The sequence below is a fragment of the Pseudomonas sp. NY8896 genome, from assembly GCF_039634505.1.
In genome coordinates this window covers 1,354,922-1,372,774 of sequence record NZ_CP132350.1, presented here as the reverse complement: position 1 = coordinate 1,372,774, position 17,853 = coordinate 1,354,922, and the positions used below count along the sequence as shown (strand labels likewise).

14 protein-coding genes and 1 other RNA gene are annotated in these 17,853 nt (G+C 61.7%); 9 read left to right on the top strand and 6 right to left on the bottom strand.

Annotated features, from left to right (window positions below; translation table 11 throughout):
• The 3 genes from dnaJ to grpE all read right to left on the bottom strand — a co-directional run bounded on the left by dnaJ (position 1) and on the right by grpE (position 3,900).
• Positions 1-1,125, bottom strand: coding sequence for a molecular chaperone DnaJ (dnaJ, locus tag Q9451_RS06065; RefSeq protein ID WP_012274254.1), 1,125 nt, complete (start codon positions 1,123-1,125; stop codon positions 1-3).
• A gap of 193 nt (positions 1,126-1,318) precedes the next feature.
• Positions 1,319-3,244 (bottom strand): molecular chaperone DnaK, encoded by a 1,926-nt coding sequence (dnaK, locus tag Q9451_RS06060; protein ID WP_012274255.1) that lies wholly within the window; start codon positions 3,242-3,244, stop codon positions 1,319-1,321.
• A gap of 101 nt (positions 3,245-3,345) precedes the next feature.
• On the bottom strand, positions 3,346-3,900 hold the full coding sequence (gene grpE / locus Q9451_RS06055) for a nucleotide exchange factor GrpE (RefSeq protein ID WP_012274256.1): 555 nt from the start codon (positions 3,898-3,900) through the stop codon (positions 3,346-3,348).
• A gap of 190 nt (positions 3,901-4,090) precedes the next feature.
• Here grpE and recN point away from each other — a divergent pair, with 190 nt between their 5' ends.
• The gene (gene recN / locus Q9451_RS06050) at positions 4,091-5,764 is read left to right on the top strand and encodes a DNA repair protein RecN (RefSeq protein WP_012274257.1); all 1,674 of its coding nucleotides are present in this window, start codon (positions 4,091-4,093) and stop codon (positions 5,762-5,764) included.
• A gap of 117 nt (positions 5,765-5,881) precedes the next feature.
• Here recN and fur read toward each other — a convergent pair whose 3' ends face one another.
• Positions 5,882-6,286 (bottom strand): ferric iron uptake transcriptional regulator, encoded by a 405-nt coding sequence (gene fur, locus Q9451_RS06045; RefSeq protein WP_012274258.1) that lies wholly within the window; start codon positions 6,284-6,286, stop codon positions 5,882-5,884.
• 97 nt (positions 6,287-6,383) lie between these two features.
• On the opposite strand from fur, the gene bamE reads away from it, so the two are divergent.
• On the top strand, positions 6,384-6,920 hold the full coding sequence (gene bamE, locus Q9451_RS06040; RefSeq protein WP_012274259.1) for an outer membrane protein assembly factor BamE: 537 nt from the start codon (positions 6,384-6,386) through the stop codon (positions 6,918-6,920).
• 60 nt (positions 6,921-6,980) lie between these two features.
• On the opposite strand, the gene Q9451_RS06035 is transcribed toward bamE, so the two are convergent.
• The gene (locus Q9451_RS06035; protein WP_012274260.1) at positions 6,981-7,415 is read right to left on the bottom strand and encodes a type II toxin-antitoxin system RatA family toxin; all 435 of its coding nucleotides are present in this window, start codon (positions 7,413-7,415) and stop codon (positions 6,981-6,983) included.
• A gap of 163 nt (positions 7,416-7,578) precedes the next feature.
• On the opposite strand from Q9451_RS06035, the gene smpB reads away from it, so the two are divergent.
• On the top strand, positions 7,579-8,061 hold the full coding sequence (smpB, locus tag Q9451_RS06030; RefSeq protein ID WP_012274261.1) for an SsrA-binding protein SmpB: 483 nt from the start codon (positions 7,579-7,581) through the stop codon (positions 8,059-8,061).
• A 132-nt stretch (positions 8,062-8,193) separates the two neighbouring features.
• On the opposite strand, the gene Q9451_RS06025 is transcribed toward smpB, so the two are convergent.
• Positions 8,194-8,961, bottom strand: coding sequence for an FCD domain-containing protein (locus Q9451_RS06025; protein ID WP_012274262.1), 768 nt, complete (start codon positions 8,959-8,961; stop codon positions 8,194-8,196).
• A 254-nt stretch (positions 8,962-9,215) separates the two neighbouring features.
• Between Q9451_RS06025 and Q9451_RS06020 the strand changes: the two genes are divergently transcribed.
• The 6 genes from Q9451_RS06020 (at position 9,216) to Q9451_RS05995 (ending at position 17,531) form a co-directional block, all read left to right on the top strand.
• Positions 9,216-10,886: a lactate permease LctP family transporter gene (locus Q9451_RS06020; protein ID WP_012274263.1), complete on the top strand. Its 1,671-nt coding sequence runs from the start codon at positions 9,216-9,218 to the stop codon at positions 10,884-10,886.
• A 63-nt stretch (positions 10,887-10,949) separates the two neighbouring features.
• Entirely contained in the window at positions 10,950-12,095 is a 1,146-nt protein-coding gene (gene lldD / locus Q9451_RS06015) for an FMN-dependent L-lactate dehydrogenase LldD (protein ID WP_012274264.1), read from the top strand.
• Between the two features lie 75 nt (positions 12,096-12,170).
• The gene (locus Q9451_RS06010) at positions 12,171-14,981 is read left to right on the top strand and encodes an FAD-binding and (Fe-S)-binding domain-containing protein (protein WP_012274265.1); all 2,811 of its coding nucleotides are present in this window, start codon (positions 12,171-12,173) and stop codon (positions 14,979-14,981) included.
• Positions 14,982-15,300: 319 nt separating this feature from the next.
• Entirely contained in the window at positions 15,301-15,591 is a 291-nt protein-coding gene (locus tag Q9451_RS06005) for a hypothetical protein (protein ID WP_012274266.1), read from the top strand.
• Between the two features lie 100 nt (positions 15,592-15,691).
• Positions 15,692-16,090: a transfer-messenger RNA gene (gene ssrA / locus Q9451_RS06000) on the top strand.
• Between the two features lie 184 nt (positions 16,091-16,274).
• Positions 16,275-17,531: an integrase domain-containing protein gene (locus Q9451_RS05995; protein ID WP_103518025.1), complete on the top strand. Its 1,257-nt coding sequence runs from the start codon at positions 16,275-16,277 to the stop codon at positions 17,529-17,531.
• The last annotated feature ends 322 nt before the right edge of the window (positions 17,532-17,853 follow it).

Here is a 17,853-nt window from a genome sequence, read left to right as displayed (position 1 = left end):
TCAGAGATCGCCGAAGAAGCGCTTCACGCCATCGAACCAGCCACTGGCCTTGGGCGAGTGGGAGCTGTCGCCTTCCAGCGAATCACGCAGTTCCTCGAGCAGCTCGCGCTGGCGGCGGCTGAGGTTGACCGGGGTTTCCACCGCTACGCGGCACAGCAGGTCGCCCGCACCACCACCACGTACCGGAGCAACGCCCTTGCCGCGCAAACGGAACTGCTTGCCGGTCTGGGTGCCTTCCGGAATTTTCAGCTTCACGCGGCCATCCAGGGTCGGCACTTCCAGCTCGCCGCCCAGGGCGGCATCGGTGTAGCTGATCGGCACTTCGCAGTACAGGTGCTTGCCGTCGCGCTGGAAGATCTCGTGCTCACGCACGCTGATCACCACGTACAGATCACCGGTCGGGCCACCATGGGTACCGGCCTCACCCTCGCCCGACAGGCGAATGCGGTCACCGGTATCGACACCCGCCGGCACCTTGACCGACAGCGTCTTGTATTCTTCGACACGGCCTTCGCCGTGGCACGAGGTGCACGGGTCGGTAATGATCTTGCCTTGGCCATGGCAGCGCGGGCAGGTCTGCTGCACCGAGAAGAAGCCTTGCTGCATGCGCACCTGGCCGATGCCGCCGCAGGTCGGGCAGGTCGAAGGGGTCGAACCCTTCTTAGCACCAGAACCGTCGCAAGGCTGGCAGTTGACCAAGGTAGGCACGCGAATGCTGACCGTGGTGCCGCGCACCGCTTCTTCCAGGTTCAGTTCAAGGGTGTAGCGCAGGTCGCTGCCGCGCTGGGCACCGCCACGTCCGCCACCGCGGCCGCCACCGAAGAAATCGCTGAACACATCACCGAAGATGTCGGAGAAGTTGGCGCCACCGAAGCCGGCACCGCCGCCACCCATGCTTGGGTCGACGCCAGCGTGGCCATACTGGTCGAAGGCCGCGCGCTTGCTCGCGTCAGACAGCACTTCGTAGGCCTCGTTGGCCTCCTTGAACTTGTCTTCCGACTCTTTATCGCCCGGGTTGCGGTCCGGGTGATACTTCATCGCCAGACGGCGATACGCCTTCTTGAGGTCAGCTTCGCTGGCGCCGCGCTCGACACCCAGGACCTCATAATAATCACGCTTGGACATAGGTCATTTGCACCTTGTTAGGCGTCAGGCATCTGCGCCGCGCCGTCAGCACCTGCCCACCCCCAAGGAGCGCTGACAGATGCTGTAAAATTCTCGAATTCCAGATACGCCAACGCGGGAGCAAGCCCCCGCGCGGCGACATCCTACCAGTTCACCGGCAAACACCGGTGAACTGGCCGACAACATGCAACGATTACTTCTTGTCGTCGCCTTTCACTTCTTCGAACTCGGCGTCAACCACGTCATCGTGCTTGGCTTCCGGCTCGGCCTGCTGCGCGCCACCCTGAGGCTGTTCGGCCGACTGCTCGGCGTACATCTTCTGGGCAACCGGGGCAGAGACTTTGGACAGCTCTTCGACCTTGGCGTCGATTGCGGCCTTGTCGTCGCCTTTGACAGCGGCTTCCAGGGCAACCACGGCAGCTTCGATCGCGGCCTTCTCTTCAGCAGTGACCTTGTCACCGGCATCAACGACCATCTTGCGAGTCGAGTGCACCAGCGCGTCACCCTGGTTACGGGCAGCGGCCAGTTCTTCGAACTTGCGGTCTTCCTCGGCGTTGGCTTCGGCGTCACGCACCATGCGCTCGATTTCCTCGTCCGACAGACCGGAGTTGGCCTTGATCACGATCGACTGAGCCTTGCCGGTGGCCTTGTCTTTGGCGCCAACGTGCAGGATGCCGTTGGCGTCGATGTCGAAGGTCACTTCGATCTGCGGTACACCACGTGGTGCTGGCGGAATGTCAGCCAGGTCGAACTTGCCCAGCGACTTGTTCTGCGCAGCCTGCTTACGCTCACCCTGCAGCACGTGAATGGTCACGGCGCCCTGGTTGTCATCGGCGGTCGAGAACACCTGCGACTTTTTGGTCGGGATGGTGGTGTTCTTCTCGATCAGCGCGGTCATCACGCCACCCATGGTTTCGATACCCAGGGTCAGCGGGCTGACGTCCAGCAGCAGTACGTCTTTCACGTCACCGGCCAATACCGCGCCCTGGATGGCAGCACCCATGGCAACTGCTTCGTCCGGGTTGACGTCCTTGCGCGCTTCTTTACCGAAGAAGTCAGCAACGGTTTTCTGCACCAGCGGCATACGGGTCTGGCCACCGACCAGGATCACGTCGTCGATCTTGCTGGCGTCGATGCCGGCGTCTTTCAGGGCGATGCGGCAAGGCTCGATGGTACGTTGAACCAGGTCTTCAACCAGCGACTCCAGCTTGGCGCGGGAGATTTTCACGTTCAGGTGCTTCGGACCTGTCGCATCTGCGGTGATGTACGGCAGGTTGACGTCGGTCGACTGAGTCGAGGACAGCTCGATCTTGGCTTTCTCGGCAGCTTCTTTCAGGCGCTGCAGGGCCAGCGGATCGTTCTTCAGGTCCATGCCGGACTCTTTCTTGAACTCGTCGACAAGGTAGTCGATCAGGCGCATGTCGAAGTCTTCGCCACCCAGGAAGGTGTCGCCGTTGGTGGCCAGTACTTCGAACTGATGCTCACCGTCGACTTCGGCGATTTCGATGACCGAAACGTCGAAGGTACCACCACCCAGGTCATAAACGATGACGGTGTGGTCGCCTTTGGCCTTGTCCATGCCGTAAGCCAGAGCAGCGGCGGTCGGCTCGTTGATGATGCGCTTGACGTCCAGACCAGCGATGCGGCCGGCATCCTTGGTGGCCTGGCGCTGGCTGTCGTTGAAGTAGGCCGGAACGGTGATGACCGCCTCGGTGACAGGCTCGCCGAGGTAGTCTTCGGCGGTCTTCTTCATTTTTTTCAGCACTTCGGCGCTGATTTGCGGTGGCGCCATGTCCTTGCCGCCGGCCTGTACCCAAGCGTCGCCGTTACCGCCCTTGACGATTTTGTATGGCACCAGCTTGATGTCTTTCTGCACGACCTCTTCTTCGAAGCGGCGGCCAATCAGGCGCTTCACTGCGAACAGGGTGTTGTGCGGGTTGGTCACAGCCTGGCGCTTGGCCGACTGGCCAACCAGGATTTCGCCGTCGTTGGCATAAGCCACGATCGAAGGGGTAGTACGCGCGCCTTCGGCGTTTTCGATGACCTTGACGTTACCGTTTTCCAGAATGGAGACGCACGAGTTGGTGGTCCCCAGGTCGATACCGATGATTTTGCCCATGTTAACTCTCCCGAAACTTGAATTTGGCGGCAGCGGCTACTTCGGCCAACTGCGGTAATACTTGATCGCTTGACACCTAGATGGGGATGCCCGGACTAATTTCAAGCCTTCTCGTCGATAGAAGGTTGCGGGGCAGCCGGCGCCTTGCTGACCACCACCATGGCGGGGCGCAGCAGGCGGCCATTCAGCAGGTAGCCTTTCTGGAACACGTTCAGCACGCTGTTTGGCTCTACTTCGGCGTTTTCCTGCATGGCCATGGCCTGGTGGTGCTCAGGGTTGAACGGCTGACCGTGCGGGTCGACAGCTTCGAGGTTGTAGCGCTTGAGGGTGTCCTGGAACATCTTCAGGGTCAGCTCGACGCCTTCACGAATCTGCTTGACGTGCTCGTCGTCGGCGCTGGAGTGAGCCAAGGCCAGTTCCAGGCTGTCGATCACCGGCAGCAGGTCGCTGGAGAATTTCTCGAGGGCGAACTTGCGGGCCTTGTCGACTTCCTGCTCGGCGCGGCGAATGCTGTTCTGCGCTTCTGCTGCGACACGCAGGGACTGATCCTTGGCGGCGGCCAGCTGCTCCTCGAGCTCCTGAACGCGGGCGCCGTTATCCACTGCAGCGGCTTCTTCGGCATTAAGGTCTTTCTCGTTCAGCTGATCGTCAGCCATGGGTTCTCTCCTCCGCAATTTCTGTAGTACGAGCAAAGCTCGCCGTGTCTGCCGGCTATATGGGGCCTGAAAAACCAGCTTCAAGGGGCAAGGTGGTTTTCAGGGCCGCAACAGAATCTGCCAAGGGGCATTGGCAGGCCTGAAAAAAGTACTGTATAAATAACCAGACCTGACTTTCGGGAGCCGCCCCATGCTGGTGCACCTGTCCATTCACAATTACGCCATCGTCGAGCACCTCGACCTCGAAATCGCCCGTGGCATGTCTGTCATCACCGGCGAGACCGGCGCCGGCAAATCGATCATGCTCGATGCCCTTGGCCTGGCCCTGGGCGACCGGGCCGACAGCGGCGTGGTGCGCCCCGGCACCGACAAGGCAGACATCCTCGCCACCTTCGACCTGGTGGACATCCCCGAGGCGCATGCCTGGCTGACCGAGCGCGACCTGGACAACGACGGCCTGTGCATCCTGCGCCGGGTGATCACCGCCGAAGGCCGCAGCCGCGGCTACATCAACGGCACGCCCTGCCCGCTTGGCGACCTTAAAGCGCTGGGCGAACTGCTGATCGACATCCATAGCCAGCACGAGCACCAGTCGCTGCTCAAGACCGACACCCATCGCCGCTTGCTCGACGAGTATGCGGGCGCCGTCGACCTGGCCCGCCAGGTACAGCTGGCGGCCAAGCGCTGGAACCAGACCCGCCTGGAGCTGGAGCGCCTGTCCAATTCCGGCGACGAGCAGCGCGCCCGCCACCAACTGCTCAGCTATCAGCTGGAAGAACTGGACAATTTGGGCCTTGGCGAGCACGAACTGGAGCAGCTGGAACAGGAGCACAAGAACCTGACCAGCGCCGAAGCCCTGTTCGGCATCTGTCGCCAGGTCATCGACCAGTGCAGCGAGAGCGACTCGGGCAACGTGCTCAGTGCCCTCACCTCCTGCCTCAATCGTCTGGGTGCCGCCACCAACTCACCCAAGGCACTGGGCGAAGCAGCCAACCTGATCGCCAGCGCGCAAATCCAGGTCGAGGAAGCCGTGGGCGAACTCAACCGCTTCCTCGACAACTTCGATGCCGACCCGATGCGCCTGCAGGCCTTGGAAGAGCGCCTCGACACCCTCTATACGCTGGCGCGCAAACACCGCGTGCACCCCACCGAACTGCCTCACCTGCAGCAACGGCTGATGGAAGAAATCGAAGGCCTTAACGCCAGTGACGAGTCGATCGAGCGCCTGGGTGAAGAGCTTGCCGCCTTCGCCCAGCACTATAAAGAGAAGGCCCGCGAACTCAGCGGCCTGCGTCAGCAGGCAGCCCAGCAACTGGCGGGCGCCGTCGAACAGGAAATCCAGCGCCTGGGCATGCCTGGCGGTCGCTTCTGCATCGAGCTGACACCTAACGAGGGCTCCGACCTCTCACCCCATGGCCTGGAGCAGATCGAGCTGCTGGTCAGCGCAAACCCCGGCCAACCACTCAAAGGCCTGGCGAAGGTGGCCTCGGGCGGCGAACTGTCGCGTATCAGCCTGGCGATCCAGGTGATCACGGCACAGACCTCGCGCATCCCGACCCTGGTATTCGACGAAGTCGACGTGGGTATCGGCGGCCCCACTGCCGAAATCGTCGGCCAATTGCTGCGTCGCCTGGGCGAGCGTGGCCAGGTGCTGACCGTGACACACCTGCCACAGGTAGCAGCACAAGGACATCATCACCTGTTCGTACACAAGGTGCGCAACAGTGATACCACCCACACCGCCGTGGCCAGCCTGGGCAAACGTGAGCGGGTAGAAGAAGTGGCGCGGATGCTGGGCGGCATCGACCTGACCAAAGAGTCCTTGGCGCATGCGCGCAAGATGGTGGTTTCCGGCAAGGCTTGATGCTGCTCTACCAGGCCAATGCAGTCGTTGTGAAAGCGGCCTGCGTTGCCTTAAGACCCTCAGAAAGCACAAAGGCGACCCGAAGGTCGCCTTTGCTATTCATAACGATATAAATCGTTACTTCTTCTTACGCACGTACAGGACCAGATTGTGGTCCACCAGCTCGTAGCCATGCTCGGCCACGATTTCGCGCTGGCGCTTCTCGATTTCGGCATCCATGAACTCGATGACTTCACTGGTATCCACGTTCACCATATGGTCGTGGTGACCGCCATCGGCCAGTTCGAACACCGCGTGGCCGCCGTCGAAGTTGTGGCGAACCACCAGACCCGCCGCTTCGAACTGAGTCAGCACGCGATAGACGGTGGCCAGGCCCACATCTTCGCCAGCCTCCATCAGCGCCTTGTAGACATCCTCTGCACTCATGTGACGCTGCTCGGTAGAGTCGAGCATCTGAAGGATCTTTACTCGAGGCAGGGTCACCTTGAGACCGGCTTTGCGCAATTCGCTATTTTCAACCATGGTCAGCTTTCTCGCCGATGCTGCTTCGCAGCTTCTCTTAATACGGGTATGATCGGGGTTTACGTTGTCCAGCCAAGATAGTGGAAGTCGCCCACCGATGCAAAACACCAAGCTCTTGCTAACCAGCCTCACCCTAGTGGGACTGCTCGCACTCGCCGGTTGCTCGTTTCCCGGGGTTTACAAAATCGACATCCAGCAGGGCAATGTCGTCACGCAAGACATGATAGACCAATTACGCCCGGGAATGACCCGACGGCAAGTAAGGTTTATCATGGGCAACCCGCTGATTCAGGATACCTTCAACACCAACCGTTGGGATTACCTGTACAGCCTGCAGCCTGGTGGCGGTAAACGCCAGCAAGAGCGCATGAGCATCTTCTTCAACGAAAGCGACCAACTGGTCAGCCTGTCTGGCGACTTCATGCCGGGCGTAAGCCGCGACCAGGAAATCCTCGGCGGCAGCAGCGACACCACCGTCAGCCCAGCCACCGAGCCAGGCCAGGCCGAACAGCCGGCACCACAGCCGGTGGAAAAACCAGCCAAGCCTGGTTCGACCGAAGAGTCCATCCAGCGCGAAATCGATACCATCGAGACCACCCCAGTCCCGACGCCAGCACCGCTGGAAACCCGGTAATCGCACAGCAGATACAAAAAAGCCCGGACCTGGTCCGGGCTTTTTTTTGCGCCTTATCCGTCAGGCATGCAATTGCTTGGCGCGCTGGCAGAAGGCATCGACCAGGGTGTTGGCTGCCTGATTGAACAGCGGCCCCAACGTGGCACGCACGATCGGCCCGGCATAATCGAAGGACAGGTCCAGGCTGATCTTGCAGGCTTTTTCACCCAGCGGTTTGAACACCCACACACCATGCAGCTGAGTGAATGGCCCCTCTTCGAGGTTCATCTCGATGGACTGCCCCGGCACCAGCACATTGCGCGTGACGAAGTGCTGGCTCATGCCGCCCTTGGCCACTTCGAGCTTGGCCCGCATGTGCGTGTCACTGGCTTCGATCACCGTCGAGGCCGAGCACCACGGCAGAAACTCAGGGTAGCTGGCCACATCGTTGACCAGATCGTAGAGCGCCTGGGCGGGGTATGGCAGCAGGGCGGAGCGTTGAATATGGGTAGTCATCCAGGCGTCACTTCCAAGGCTGGGTGGCGGCGCTTCGCAGCGTGCCGAAAACAGGTTCTGTGCGTATGACAGGGGTTGTATTGTCCGGTATTCATTCCGGTGGCTCAAGCACACCGAAATCCCATAGCGGACGACGCGCGGACTTGCCTATAATGCCGCCCCTATGGCTAAGCAAAAAAAACATCCGACCGGGACCATCGCGCAAAACAAGAAAGCGCGACACGATTACTTCATCGAACACAAGTTCGAGGCCGGGCTGGTCCTGTCCGGCTGGGAAGTAAAAAGCCTGCGAGCTGGCAAGGCGCACCTGACCGACAGCTACGTGCTGCTCAAGGACGGTGAAGCCTGGCTGTTCGGCAGCCACATCACCCCGCTGACCACCGCCAGCACCCACGTCATCGCCGACCCCATCCGCACCCGCAAGCTGCTGCTGAACAAGCGCGAGCTTGAGCGCCTGGAAGCGGCCGTGGCGCAAAAAGGCTACACCTGCGTGGCCTTGGCGCTGTACTGGAGCAAGCACCTGATCAAGTGCGAAATCGCACTGGGCAAGGGCAAGAAGGAGTTCGACAAGCGCGACACCATGCGCGAGCGCGACTCCAACCGCGAGCTGCAGCGGGCTGTGCGGAACAAGGGCAAGGAAGACTAGATCTTCTTTCGCCTGTTCGGCCCTCTTCGCGGGTAAACTCGCCCCCACAGGTATATCACTGCCCTTGAAGGCTGTGAGAACCCTGTGGGGGCGGGTTCACCCGCGAATAGGCCAGCACTGCCACCACAAATCTCAACGCCCGCTACGCCGCTCTGCCCGCGCCACCCGCTGCGCCTCTTCGTGCGCCTCTTGCAGCACCTCCTGCACATACAGAATGTGCCGGCTGGACACCTCGCGCGCATCCTCCGCCCTGCCCTCGACAATCGCCAGGTACAGCTCCCGGTGCTGACTGATCAGCATGTCCCGGGTTTCGGTGCGCTGCTGGTACATGCCGCCAATGTTAGTCACCACGTTGCGCTTGAGCAGGTCGAACAACCCCCGAATGGTATGCAGCAACACTGCGTTATGGCTGGCCTCGGCAATCGCCAGGTGGAAGCGTGCATCCGCCGCGCCCTCCTCCGCCCGAGTCACTTCGTCGACCCTGGCATAGCAGTCCTGCAACACATCGAAGGCCGCCTTCAACCGCGCTCGGTCAGGCTCGGTGGCACGCTGGGCAGCATAGTAGGCACAGGACGCCTCCAGGGTATGGCGGAATTCGAGCAGGTCACGCTGCGCCTCAGCACTGTGCTCGAGCAACTGCAGCAATGGGTCGCTGAAGGTGGACCCCAGCGACTCGGCAACAAAATTGCCCCCGCCCTGACGGCTGACCAGCAGCCCTTTGGCCACCAGCTTCTGGATCGCCTCACGCAGTGACGGGCGGGACACACCAAATTGCTCGGCAAGGACGCGCTCGGCCGGCAGCCGCTGCCCCGAGGTCAGCGTGCCTTCCAGAATCATCCCTTCCAACCGATCGACAATGTCGTCGGACAGGCGCCGTTGGCGGACCTGATCAAAAACCATCACATGCTCTCCACAAACCCCCAGCAAATGTCAGGGGCGCCTATTCTCGCCGATCCAGGCCGCGCACACACCCATCAAGCCGCGATTTTCCCAACGCATCAGGTGCCCGCTCATCGGCACGCGACCAAAGTTTTGCGCAGGACAAATTGACACACCCACGACAGCGCTTTTAACCTAGCGACCAGCCATTGTAAATTGGTCTTACCAATTATCCAATGCCAGTGCTGACCAACAACAATTAGGGGCCACCCCATATGCAAACCTGGCAACAACTCTATAGCCCGCTTGGTAGTCTTGGCCTGTCCGCACTGGCGGCGGTCATCCCCATCGTGTTCTTCTTCCTGGCCCTCGCCGTGTTCCGCCTCAAGGGCCACGTAGCGGGCAGCATCACCCTCGCGTTGTCGATCCTGGTGGCGATCTTCGCCTTCCAGATGCCTGTCGACATGGCCTTCGCCGCCGCGGGTTACGGCTTCCTCTACGGCCTCTGGCCAATTGCCTGGATCATCGTTGCCGCGGTGTTCCTGTACAAACTCACGGTCAAGAGCGGCCAGTTCGAGGTGATCCGCAGCTCGGTGCTGTCGATTACCGACGACCAGCGCCTGCAAGTACTGCTGATCGGCTTCTGCTTCGGTGCCTTCCTGGAAGGCGCTGCAGGCTTCGGCGCACCCGTGGCAATCACTGCCGCGCTGCTGGTGGGCCTGGGCTTCAACCCGCTGTACGCCGCCGGCCTGTGCCTGATCGCCAATACCGCACCGGTGGCCTTCGGCGCCCTGGGCATCCCGATCATCGTGGCCGGCCAGGTCACCGGCATCGACGCCTTCCACATCGGCGCCATGACCGGCCGCCAGCTGCCACTGCTGTCGCTGTTCGTGCCGTTCTGGCTGGTGTTCATGATGGACGGCCTGCGCGGCGTGAAGGAAACCTGGCCTGCCGCGCTGGTCGCCGGCCTGAGCTTCGCCGTCACCCAGTACTTCACTTCGAACTTCATCGGCCCAGAGCTGCCAGACATCACCTCGGCACTGGCCAGCCTGATCTGCCTCACCCTGTTCCTGAAGGTCTGGCAGCCCAAGCGTTCGTTCAGCGAAGCCAAGGGCAGCGTCGGCGCCGCCGTGGTGCAGCCAAGCGGCAGCCAGCCTAGCCCGTACAGCTTTGGCGAGATCTTCAAGGCCTGGTCGCCGTTCCTGATACTGACCGTACTGGTCACCATCTGGACCCTGAAGCCGTTCAAGGCAGCGTTCGCCCCAGGCGGCGCGATGTACAACTTCGTGTTCAACTTCGCCATCCCACACCTCGACCAGCTGGTGATCAAGACCGCACCGATCGTTGCTGCGCCGACCGCCATGCCTGCGGTGTTCAAGCTCGACCCGATCTCCGCCACCGGCACCGCGATCTTCCTCTCGGCACTGATCTCCATGGCGGTGCTGAAGATCAACTTCAAAACTGGTCTTACCACTTTCAAAGAAACCTTCTGGGAACTGCGCTGGCCGATTCTGTCGATCGGCATGGTGCTGGCCTTCGCCTTCGTCACCAACTACTCCGGCATGTCCTCGACCATGGCCCTGGTGCTGGCCGGCACCGGCGCTGCATTCCCGTTCTTCTCGCCGTTCCTCGGCTGGCTGGGCGTGTTCCTGACTGGCTCGGACACCTCGTCCAACGCCCTGTTCAGCTCGCTGCAGGCCACCACCGCGCACCAGATCGGGGTCAACGACACCCTGCTGGTAGCGGCCAACACCAGCGGCGGCGTGACCGGCAAGATGATCTCGCCGCAATCGATCGCCGTGGCCTGCGCCGCCACCGGCCTGGTGGGCAAGGAATCGGACCTGTTCCGCTTCACCGTCAAGCACAGCCTGTTCTTCGCCACCATCGTCGGCCTGATCACCCTGATCCAGGCTTACTGGCTGACCGGCATGCTGGTTCATCACTAAAGTGAAAGGGGCCGGGCGCCATCGCGCGCCCGGCACTCCCCACAAGCAACGCTGCGAGAATCCATGATCATTTCTGCCTCTACCGACTATCGCGCCGCGGCCCAACGCAAGCTGCCTCCCTTCCTGTTCCACTACGCCGATGGCGGCGCCTACGCCGAGCACACCCTGCGCCACAACGTCTCGGACCTGGCCAGCATTGCCCTGCGCCAGCGCGTGCTGAACAACATGTCCGAGCTCAGCCTTTCCACCCGCCTGTTCGACGAAACCCTGAGCATGCCGGTGGCCCTGGCCCCGGTCGGCCTCACCGGCATGTACGCCCGCCGTGGCGAAGTGCAGGCGGCGCGTGCGGCGGCCGCCCATGGCATCCCGTTCACCATGTCCACGGTGTCGGTGTGCCCGATCGAAGAAGTGGCGCCCGCCATCGACCGGCCGATGTGGTTCCAGCTGTATGTGCTCAAGGACCGCGGCTTCATGCGTAACGCCCTGGAGCGGGCCAAGGCTGCCGGGGTCAAGACCCTGGTATTCACCGTCGACATGCCAGTGCCCGGCGCCCGCTACCGCGACGCCCACTCCGGCATGAGCGGCAAGAACGGCCCGCTGCGCCGCGTGCTGCAAGCCATGACCCACCCAGAGTGGGCATGGGATGTCGGCGTGATGGGCCGCCCGCATGACCTGGGCAACATTTCCAAATACCGTGGCAACCCAACCGGCCTTGCCGACTACATCGGCTGGCTGGGTAACAACTTCGACCCATCCATTTCCTGGAAAGACCTGGAATGGATTCGTGAGTACTGGGACGGCCCGATGATCATCAAGGGCATCCTCGATGCCGACGACGCCCGCGATGCGGTCAAATTCGGTGCCGACGGCATCGTGGTGTCCAACCACGGCGGCCGCCAGCTCGACGGCGTGCTGTCCAGCGCCCGCGCCCTGCCGGCGATTGCCGACGCGGTCAAGGGCGACCTCAAGATTCTGGCCGACTCCGGCATTCGCAGCGGCCTGGACGTGGTGCGCATGATCGCCTTGGGCGCCGACACCGTCTTGATCGGCCGCGCCTTCCTCTACGCCCTTGCCGTGCATGGCCAGGCCGGGGTGAAGAACCTGCTGGAGCTGTTCGAGAAAGAAATGCGCGTGGCCATGGTGCTGACCGGTGCCAAGTCGATCAGCGAGATCACCCGCGACTCGCTGGTACGCGAACTGGGCGCCTGACCGCCTGCAAGAACGACCGCCTGATTGACCCGGGGCATGTGGCGCACAGACGCCACAGCCCCGCGAGGAGATTGCATGAGCCTGCCCGCCGCGTTCCTGCGTGATGCCGAGCGCCTGATACCCGCCGAACGCCGCTTCGACGACCCCACTTCCACCCTGGCCTTCGGCACCGACGCCAGCTTCTACCGGTTGATCCCCAAGCTGGTGGTACGCGTCGAGTCCGAGGACGAAGTGGTCGGCCTGATCAAACTGGCCCAGCGCGAGCGGGTGCCGGTCACCTTCCGCGCCGCCGGCACCAGCCTGTCCGGCCAGGCCATCACTGACTCGGTGCTGATCGTACTCGGCGACAGCTGGGGGGGTAAGGAAATCCGCGGCCAAGGCGAGCAGATCCGCCTGCAACCTGGCGTGATCGGCGCCCAGGCCAACGCCTGGCTGGCCCCCTTCGGCCGCAAGATCGGCCCGGACCCGGCCTCGATCAACGCCTGCAAGATCGGCGGCATCGTCGCCAACAACGCCAGTGGCATGTGCTGCGGCACCGCGCAGAACACCTACCACACCCTGGCCGGCCTGCGCCTGGTGCTGGCCGACGGCACCCGCCTGGACAGCGAAGACCCGGCCAGCGTGGCCGCCTTCGAAACCAGCCACGCCGAGCTGCTGGAGGCGCTGGCCCGCCTGGGCCGCGAAACCCGCGCCAACACAGCGCTGGCCGAACGCATCCGACACAAATACCGGCTGAAGAACACCACCGGCCTGTCACTGAACGCACTGGTGGACTACGACCAGCCGCTGGATATCCTGCAACACCTGCTGGTTGGCTCCGAAGGCACCCTGGGCTTCATCAGCGCCGTCACCTACGACACTGTGCCCGACCACCCGCACAAGGCCAGCGCCCTGCTGGTGTTCCCCAGCGTCGAAAGCTGCTGCCGCGCGGTGACCGTGCTCAAGCACCAGCCAGTCTCGGCCGTGGAACTGCTCGACCGCCGCAGCCTGCGCTCGGTGCAGAACATGCCTGGCATGCCGCTGTGGGTAAAAGGCCTGTCGGACAACGCCTGCGCCTTGCTGATCGAGTCCCGCGCCGCCAGCCAAAGCCTGCTGCACGAGCAACTGCAACAGGTGATGGCCTCGATCGCCGACTACCCACTGGAACAACAGGTGGACTTCAGCGAAGACCCGGCCGTGTACAACCAGCTGTGGAAAATCCGCAAGGACACCTTCCCCGCTGTCGGCGCTGTGCGTCAGACCGGCACCACAGTCATCATCGAAGACGTCACCTTCCCCGTCGAACAGCTGGCCGAAGGCGTCAACCGCCTGATCCAGCTGTTCGACAAGCACCGCTATGACGAAGCGATCATTTTCGGCCATGCACTGGAAGGCAACCTGCACTTCGTCTTCACCCAGGGCTTCAACAGCGCCGAAGAAGTCGCCCGTTACCAGGCGTTCATGGACGACGTGGCGCAACTGGTGGCGGTGGAGTTCGGTGGCTCGCTCAAGGCCGAACACGGCACCGGGCGCAACATGGCGCCGTTCGTGGAGCTGGAATGGGGCCATGACGCCTACCAGCTGATGTGGCAGCTCAAGCGCCTGCTCGACCCCAACGGCATTCTCAACCCCGACGTGGTGCTGAGCGAAGACCCGGACATCCACCTGAAAAACCTCAAGCCACTGCCTGCCGCCGACGAAATCGTCGACAAGTGCATCGAATGCGGCTTCTGCGAACCGGTGTGCCCGTCCAAGGGCCTGACCCTCAGCCCACGCCAGCGCATCGTCATGTGGCGTGACATCAAGGCCAAGCAACGCGCCGGCATCGACACCCGCGAACTGATGCAGACCTACCAGTACCAGGGCATCGACACCTGCGCCGCCACTGGCCTATGTGCCCAGCGCTGCCCGGTCGGCATCAACACCGGCGAACTGGTGAAGAAACTGCGTAGCCAGGCCGCCGACCACAAAAAAACCGCCGATTGGCTGGCCGAACATTTCCACACCGCCCTGAGCGGTGCGCGCCTGACACTCACTGCCGCCAACACCGCCCGCAAGCTGCTGGGTGCCCCGCGCCTGGGCCGCTTGAGCGCCTCGCTGAGCAAAGCCAGCAAAGGCCGCCTGCCACAGTGGACCCCGGCCATGCCGCAACCCCTGCGCCCGATCAGCTTCGGCCCGGCCAGCAACGATGCCCGCCCCCGCGTGGTGTACCTGGCGGCCTGCGTTTCACGGGTGATGGGCCCGGCCTACGCCGACCGCGAACAAAGCTCGCTGCTGGACAAAACCCGCGCCCTGCTGGAAAAGGCCGGCTACCAAGTGGTGTTCCCCGACAACGCCGACGGCTTGTGCTGCGGCCAGCCGTTCGCCTCCAAGGGCTACCCCGAGCAGGCCGAACACAAGCGCCAGGAACTGATCAACGCCCTGTTGCACGCCAGCCGTGGCGGCCTCGATCCGATCTACTGCGACACCAGCCCCTGCACCCTGCGCCTGGTGCAAGACCTGGGCGACACCCGGCTGGACCTGTACGACCCGGTGCGCTTCATTCGCACCCACCTGCTCGACCGCCTGGAATTCACCCCCCAGGACGAACCCGTAGCCGTGCACGTGACCTGCAGCACCCAGCATCTGGGTGAAAGCCAGGCGCTGATCGACCTGGCGCGGCGTTGCAGCAAACAGGTGGTCATCCCCGAAGGCATTCATTGCTGCGGCTTTGCCGGCGACAAAGGCTTCACCACCCCCGAGCTGAACGCCCATTCGCTGCGCAGCCTGAAAGATGCCGTGCAGTATTGCAGCGAAGGCATCTCCACCAGCCGCACCTGCGAGATTGGCCTGTCGAGCCACAGCGGCATCGACTACCACGGCCTGGTCTACCTGGTAGACCGCGTCACCCGCCCCCGCAGCATCTGAAGGCTGGCACCTTCACCTTTGTAGGAGCGGCCTTGTGTCGCGATCGGGCCGCAAAGCGGCCCCACGATTTATGCACCCACGCTGACATCCTGGGGCTGCTTCGCAGCCCGATCGCGACACAAGGCCGCTCCTACACAGGTACAGCGCAAGCCCGGGCCAAGCACGGTCCAGTGGGAGCGGCTTCAGCCGCGAACACCGGCAAAGCCAGTGCCATCCCCCCCCTCTCATATCGCCCCGCCACCATCCCGATTGAACCCCCGCCAATCCCCCACAGTCCACCTTACAGGCCCACCTTCCAGAGGCCCCAGAGGAGACACCCATGAAAGGTACCGCGCTTTCGGCCCTGTTCGCGGCCGCCACCCTGCTGGCTTCGCCGGTGTTCGCCGCCGAAGACCTTTGCACCACCAACCTGCAAAAGATCGACGACAGCATGGCCACTGCCGGCGCCACCTCCGAGGGCCTGGACAAAGCCATCACCGAGCACGTCGACAAAGCCAAGGCCGCCCAGGCCTCGGGCGACACCAAGGAATGCATTGCCATCACCAGCAAAGTGCTGGAGCGCCTGGAAAAAACCGAGAAAGGCAGCGGCACCGGCAGCGGCGGTGCGTAAGCCCGAAGGCGGGCGACAGGACCGGCTGTCGACGTCGCCCGCGCAATGGCGTATACTCCACCCCACGCGCTGTAAAGGTGCGTTAGCGTAACGCTAGTGTGGGGCCGATTAGGATTCGACGCCGGTAGCGAAACTCTAGGTGCATGCCGAGTTGGTAACAGAACTCGTAAATCCACTGTTGCAACTTTTATAGTTGCCAATGACGAAAACTACGGCGCGGAGTTCAAGCTGGCCGCTTAAGCGGTCCTCTTGACCCGTTGCTTCTGGTAGCTTCGGCTCCAGCAATCACTAGGGGATGCCTGTAAACCCGAACTGATTGTCATACAGAACAGGATCGTCGCGTAGCACGTTGTGGGCGAAGTGACTAAAACTTACACAACTCATCCAAAGCACCCTGCCCGTCGGGCGGCTGCGGATTAAATCAGTAGACACGGCTAAGCATGTAGTACCGACAGCGGAGTACTGGCGGACGGGGGTTCAAATCCCCCCGGCTCCACCAAATAATCATCTAAAGACGTCCACGGACGTCTTTTTTTGTGCCTGTAACCCAGTAAATACGGGGCTTTCAGCGCTATCAGCGTCCACAGACGTCCATGAGCAGCCACGCCTTTTGGCATTCCAAATGGCATTCCAAGCCCGTAGGTGCTAATTTTTGGAATGCCAAAATCAATTCTGGAATGCCAATGTGCGCACAAGCTACCCGCCTCACTGAACTCAAAATCAAATCTGCCAAGCCTGCTGAAAAGGACTATGTTCTATTTGATGGCGGCGGGCTTCAAATGCGAGTGAGAAGCAATGGCTCCAAGCTGTGGAACTTCAACTATCGACACCCTGTGACGAAGAAGCGGATCAACATGGGACTGGGAACCTTCCCTGAAGTCTCGTTAGCGCAAGCACGCAAGGGTTCCATTGAAGCGAGGGAAGCACTTGCCCATGGCATCGACCCTAAAGAGAAACGGGATGCTGTGCTGCAAGCTAAACAAGCTGCGACTGAGCACACATTCCGGAATGTGGCGACGTCCTGGTATGAGCTGAAGAAAGATGCTGTGACGTCGGCCTACGCTGAGGACATCTGGCGCTCGCTAACGTTGCACGTATTCCCGGACTTGGGCTCCACACCGATCTCAGCCATCAGCGCACCTCAAGTCATCAACCTGCTCCGGCCACTCGAAACCAAGGGCAGCCTTGAAACCGTGAAGCGGCTGACGCAGCGGCTCAACGAGATCATGACTTACGGGGTCAACTCGGGACTGATTCACGCGAACCCGCTCAGCGGTATCCGCTCCGTCTTCAAGAAACCGAAAAAGAAAAACATGGCGGCACTGCCCCCCGATGAGTTGAAAGAACTCATGGTGGCAATAGCCAATGCCAGCATAAAAAGGACAACCCGCTGCCTGATCGAGTGGCAGCTCCACACCATGACCCGGCCAGTCGAGGCAGCAACCACCCGCTGGGCAGATATCGACATAGAGAAGAAGATCTGGACGATTCCTGCGGAGCGCATGAAGAAGCGCCGCACGCACATTGTCCCGCTCACGGAGCAGGCTCTCGCGCTCCTGGAAGCGATCAAGCCCTACAGTGGACATCGGGAGCATGTGTTCCCCGCAGACCGGAACCCTCGTACCCACTGCAACAGCCAAACCGCCAACATGGCACTGAAACGCATGGGTTTCGAAGGACGCCTGGTAAGCCATGGGATGCGCTCTATGGCGAGCACCATTCTCAACGAGCACGGCTGGGATCCTGAATTGATCGAGGTTGCGCTTGCTCACGTCGATAAAGACGAGGTACGTAGCGCGTACAACCGAGCAGATTACATAGAACGCAGACGCCCTATGATGGCGTGGTGGAGCGACCACATTCAGGAAGCTGCTACAGGCAACCTGTCGGTGTCAGCTATCAGAGATAATCAAGACAAAAAAGTCGTCTCGATACGTTGACCCAACGTCAGCTCTTCGCCAGAAGCGAGCTACGGACATGCTGCCACCTCACAGGGTGTGCCGATGGTGAAGGTCTCATCATGGGCGAGATCAAGACGATTTTCATACGGGACGTGATTGATGCGTTGTCTGCGTCTCTTGACCTGCCAGCCGGTCGCGGTAGGGATCCATAGCCCCATGTACTGTGGGTTCACCTGGATCAGCTTGCGCTCAGGACTGCCAGCGTTCCACATTCTTCAGAATGTCATTTTCGCCCTTCCTCATCCCTCTCAAAGCCTTCAGGACCAGTATCCGGTTACTTCTACAGCGATAGATCAATCAA

Excerpts from the sequence above, each read along its gene's own strand:
- dnaJ (WP_012274254.1), bottom strand. The coding sequence starts at position 1,125 with ATGTCCAAGCGTGATTATTATGAGGTCCTGGGTGTCGAGCGCGGCGCC.
- dnaK (WP_012274255.1), bottom strand. The coding sequence starts at position 3,244 with ATGGGCAAAATCATCGGTATCGACCTGGGGACCACCAACTCGTGCGTC.
- grpE (WP_012274256.1), bottom strand. The coding sequence starts at position 3,900 with ATGGCTGACGATCAGCTGAACGAGAAAGACCTTAATGCCGAAGAAGCC.
- recN (WP_012274257.1), top strand. The coding sequence starts at position 4,091 with ATGCTGGTGCACCTGTCCATTCACAATTACGCCATCGTCGAGCACCTC.
- fur (WP_012274258.1), bottom strand. The coding sequence starts at position 6,286 with ATGGTTGAAAATAGCGAATTGCGCAAAGCCGGTCTCAAGGTGACCCTG.
- bamE (WP_012274259.1), top strand. The coding sequence starts at position 6,384 with ATGCAAAACACCAAGCTCTTGCTAACCAGCCTCACCCTAGTGGGACTG.
- Q9451_RS06035 (WP_012274260.1), bottom strand. The coding sequence starts at position 7,415 with ATGACTACCCATATTCAACGCTCCGCCCTGCTGCCATACCCCGCCCAG.
- smpB (WP_012274261.1), top strand. The coding sequence starts at position 7,579 with ATGGCTAAGCAAAAAAAACATCCGACCGGGACCATCGCGCAAAACAAG.
- Q9451_RS06025 (WP_012274262.1), bottom strand. The coding sequence starts at position 8,961 with ATGGTTTTTGATCAGGTCCGCCAACGGCGCCTGTCCGACGACATTGTC.
- Q9451_RS06020 (WP_012274263.1), top strand. The coding sequence starts at position 9,216 with ATGCAAACCTGGCAACAACTCTATAGCCCGCTTGGTAGTCTTGGCCTG.
- lldD (WP_012274264.1), top strand. The coding sequence starts at position 10,950 with ATGATCATTTCTGCCTCTACCGACTATCGCGCCGCGGCCCAACGCAAG.
- Q9451_RS06010 (WP_012274265.1), top strand. The coding sequence starts at position 12,171 with ATGAGCCTGCCCGCCGCGTTCCTGCGTGATGCCGAGCGCCTGATACCC.
- Q9451_RS06005 (WP_012274266.1), top strand. The coding sequence starts at position 15,301 with ATGAAAGGTACCGCGCTTTCGGCCCTGTTCGCGGCCGCCACCCTGCTG.
- Q9451_RS05995 (WP_103518025.1), top strand. The coding sequence starts at position 16,275 with ATGTGCGCACAAGCTACCCGCCTCACTGAACTCAAAATCAAATCTGCC.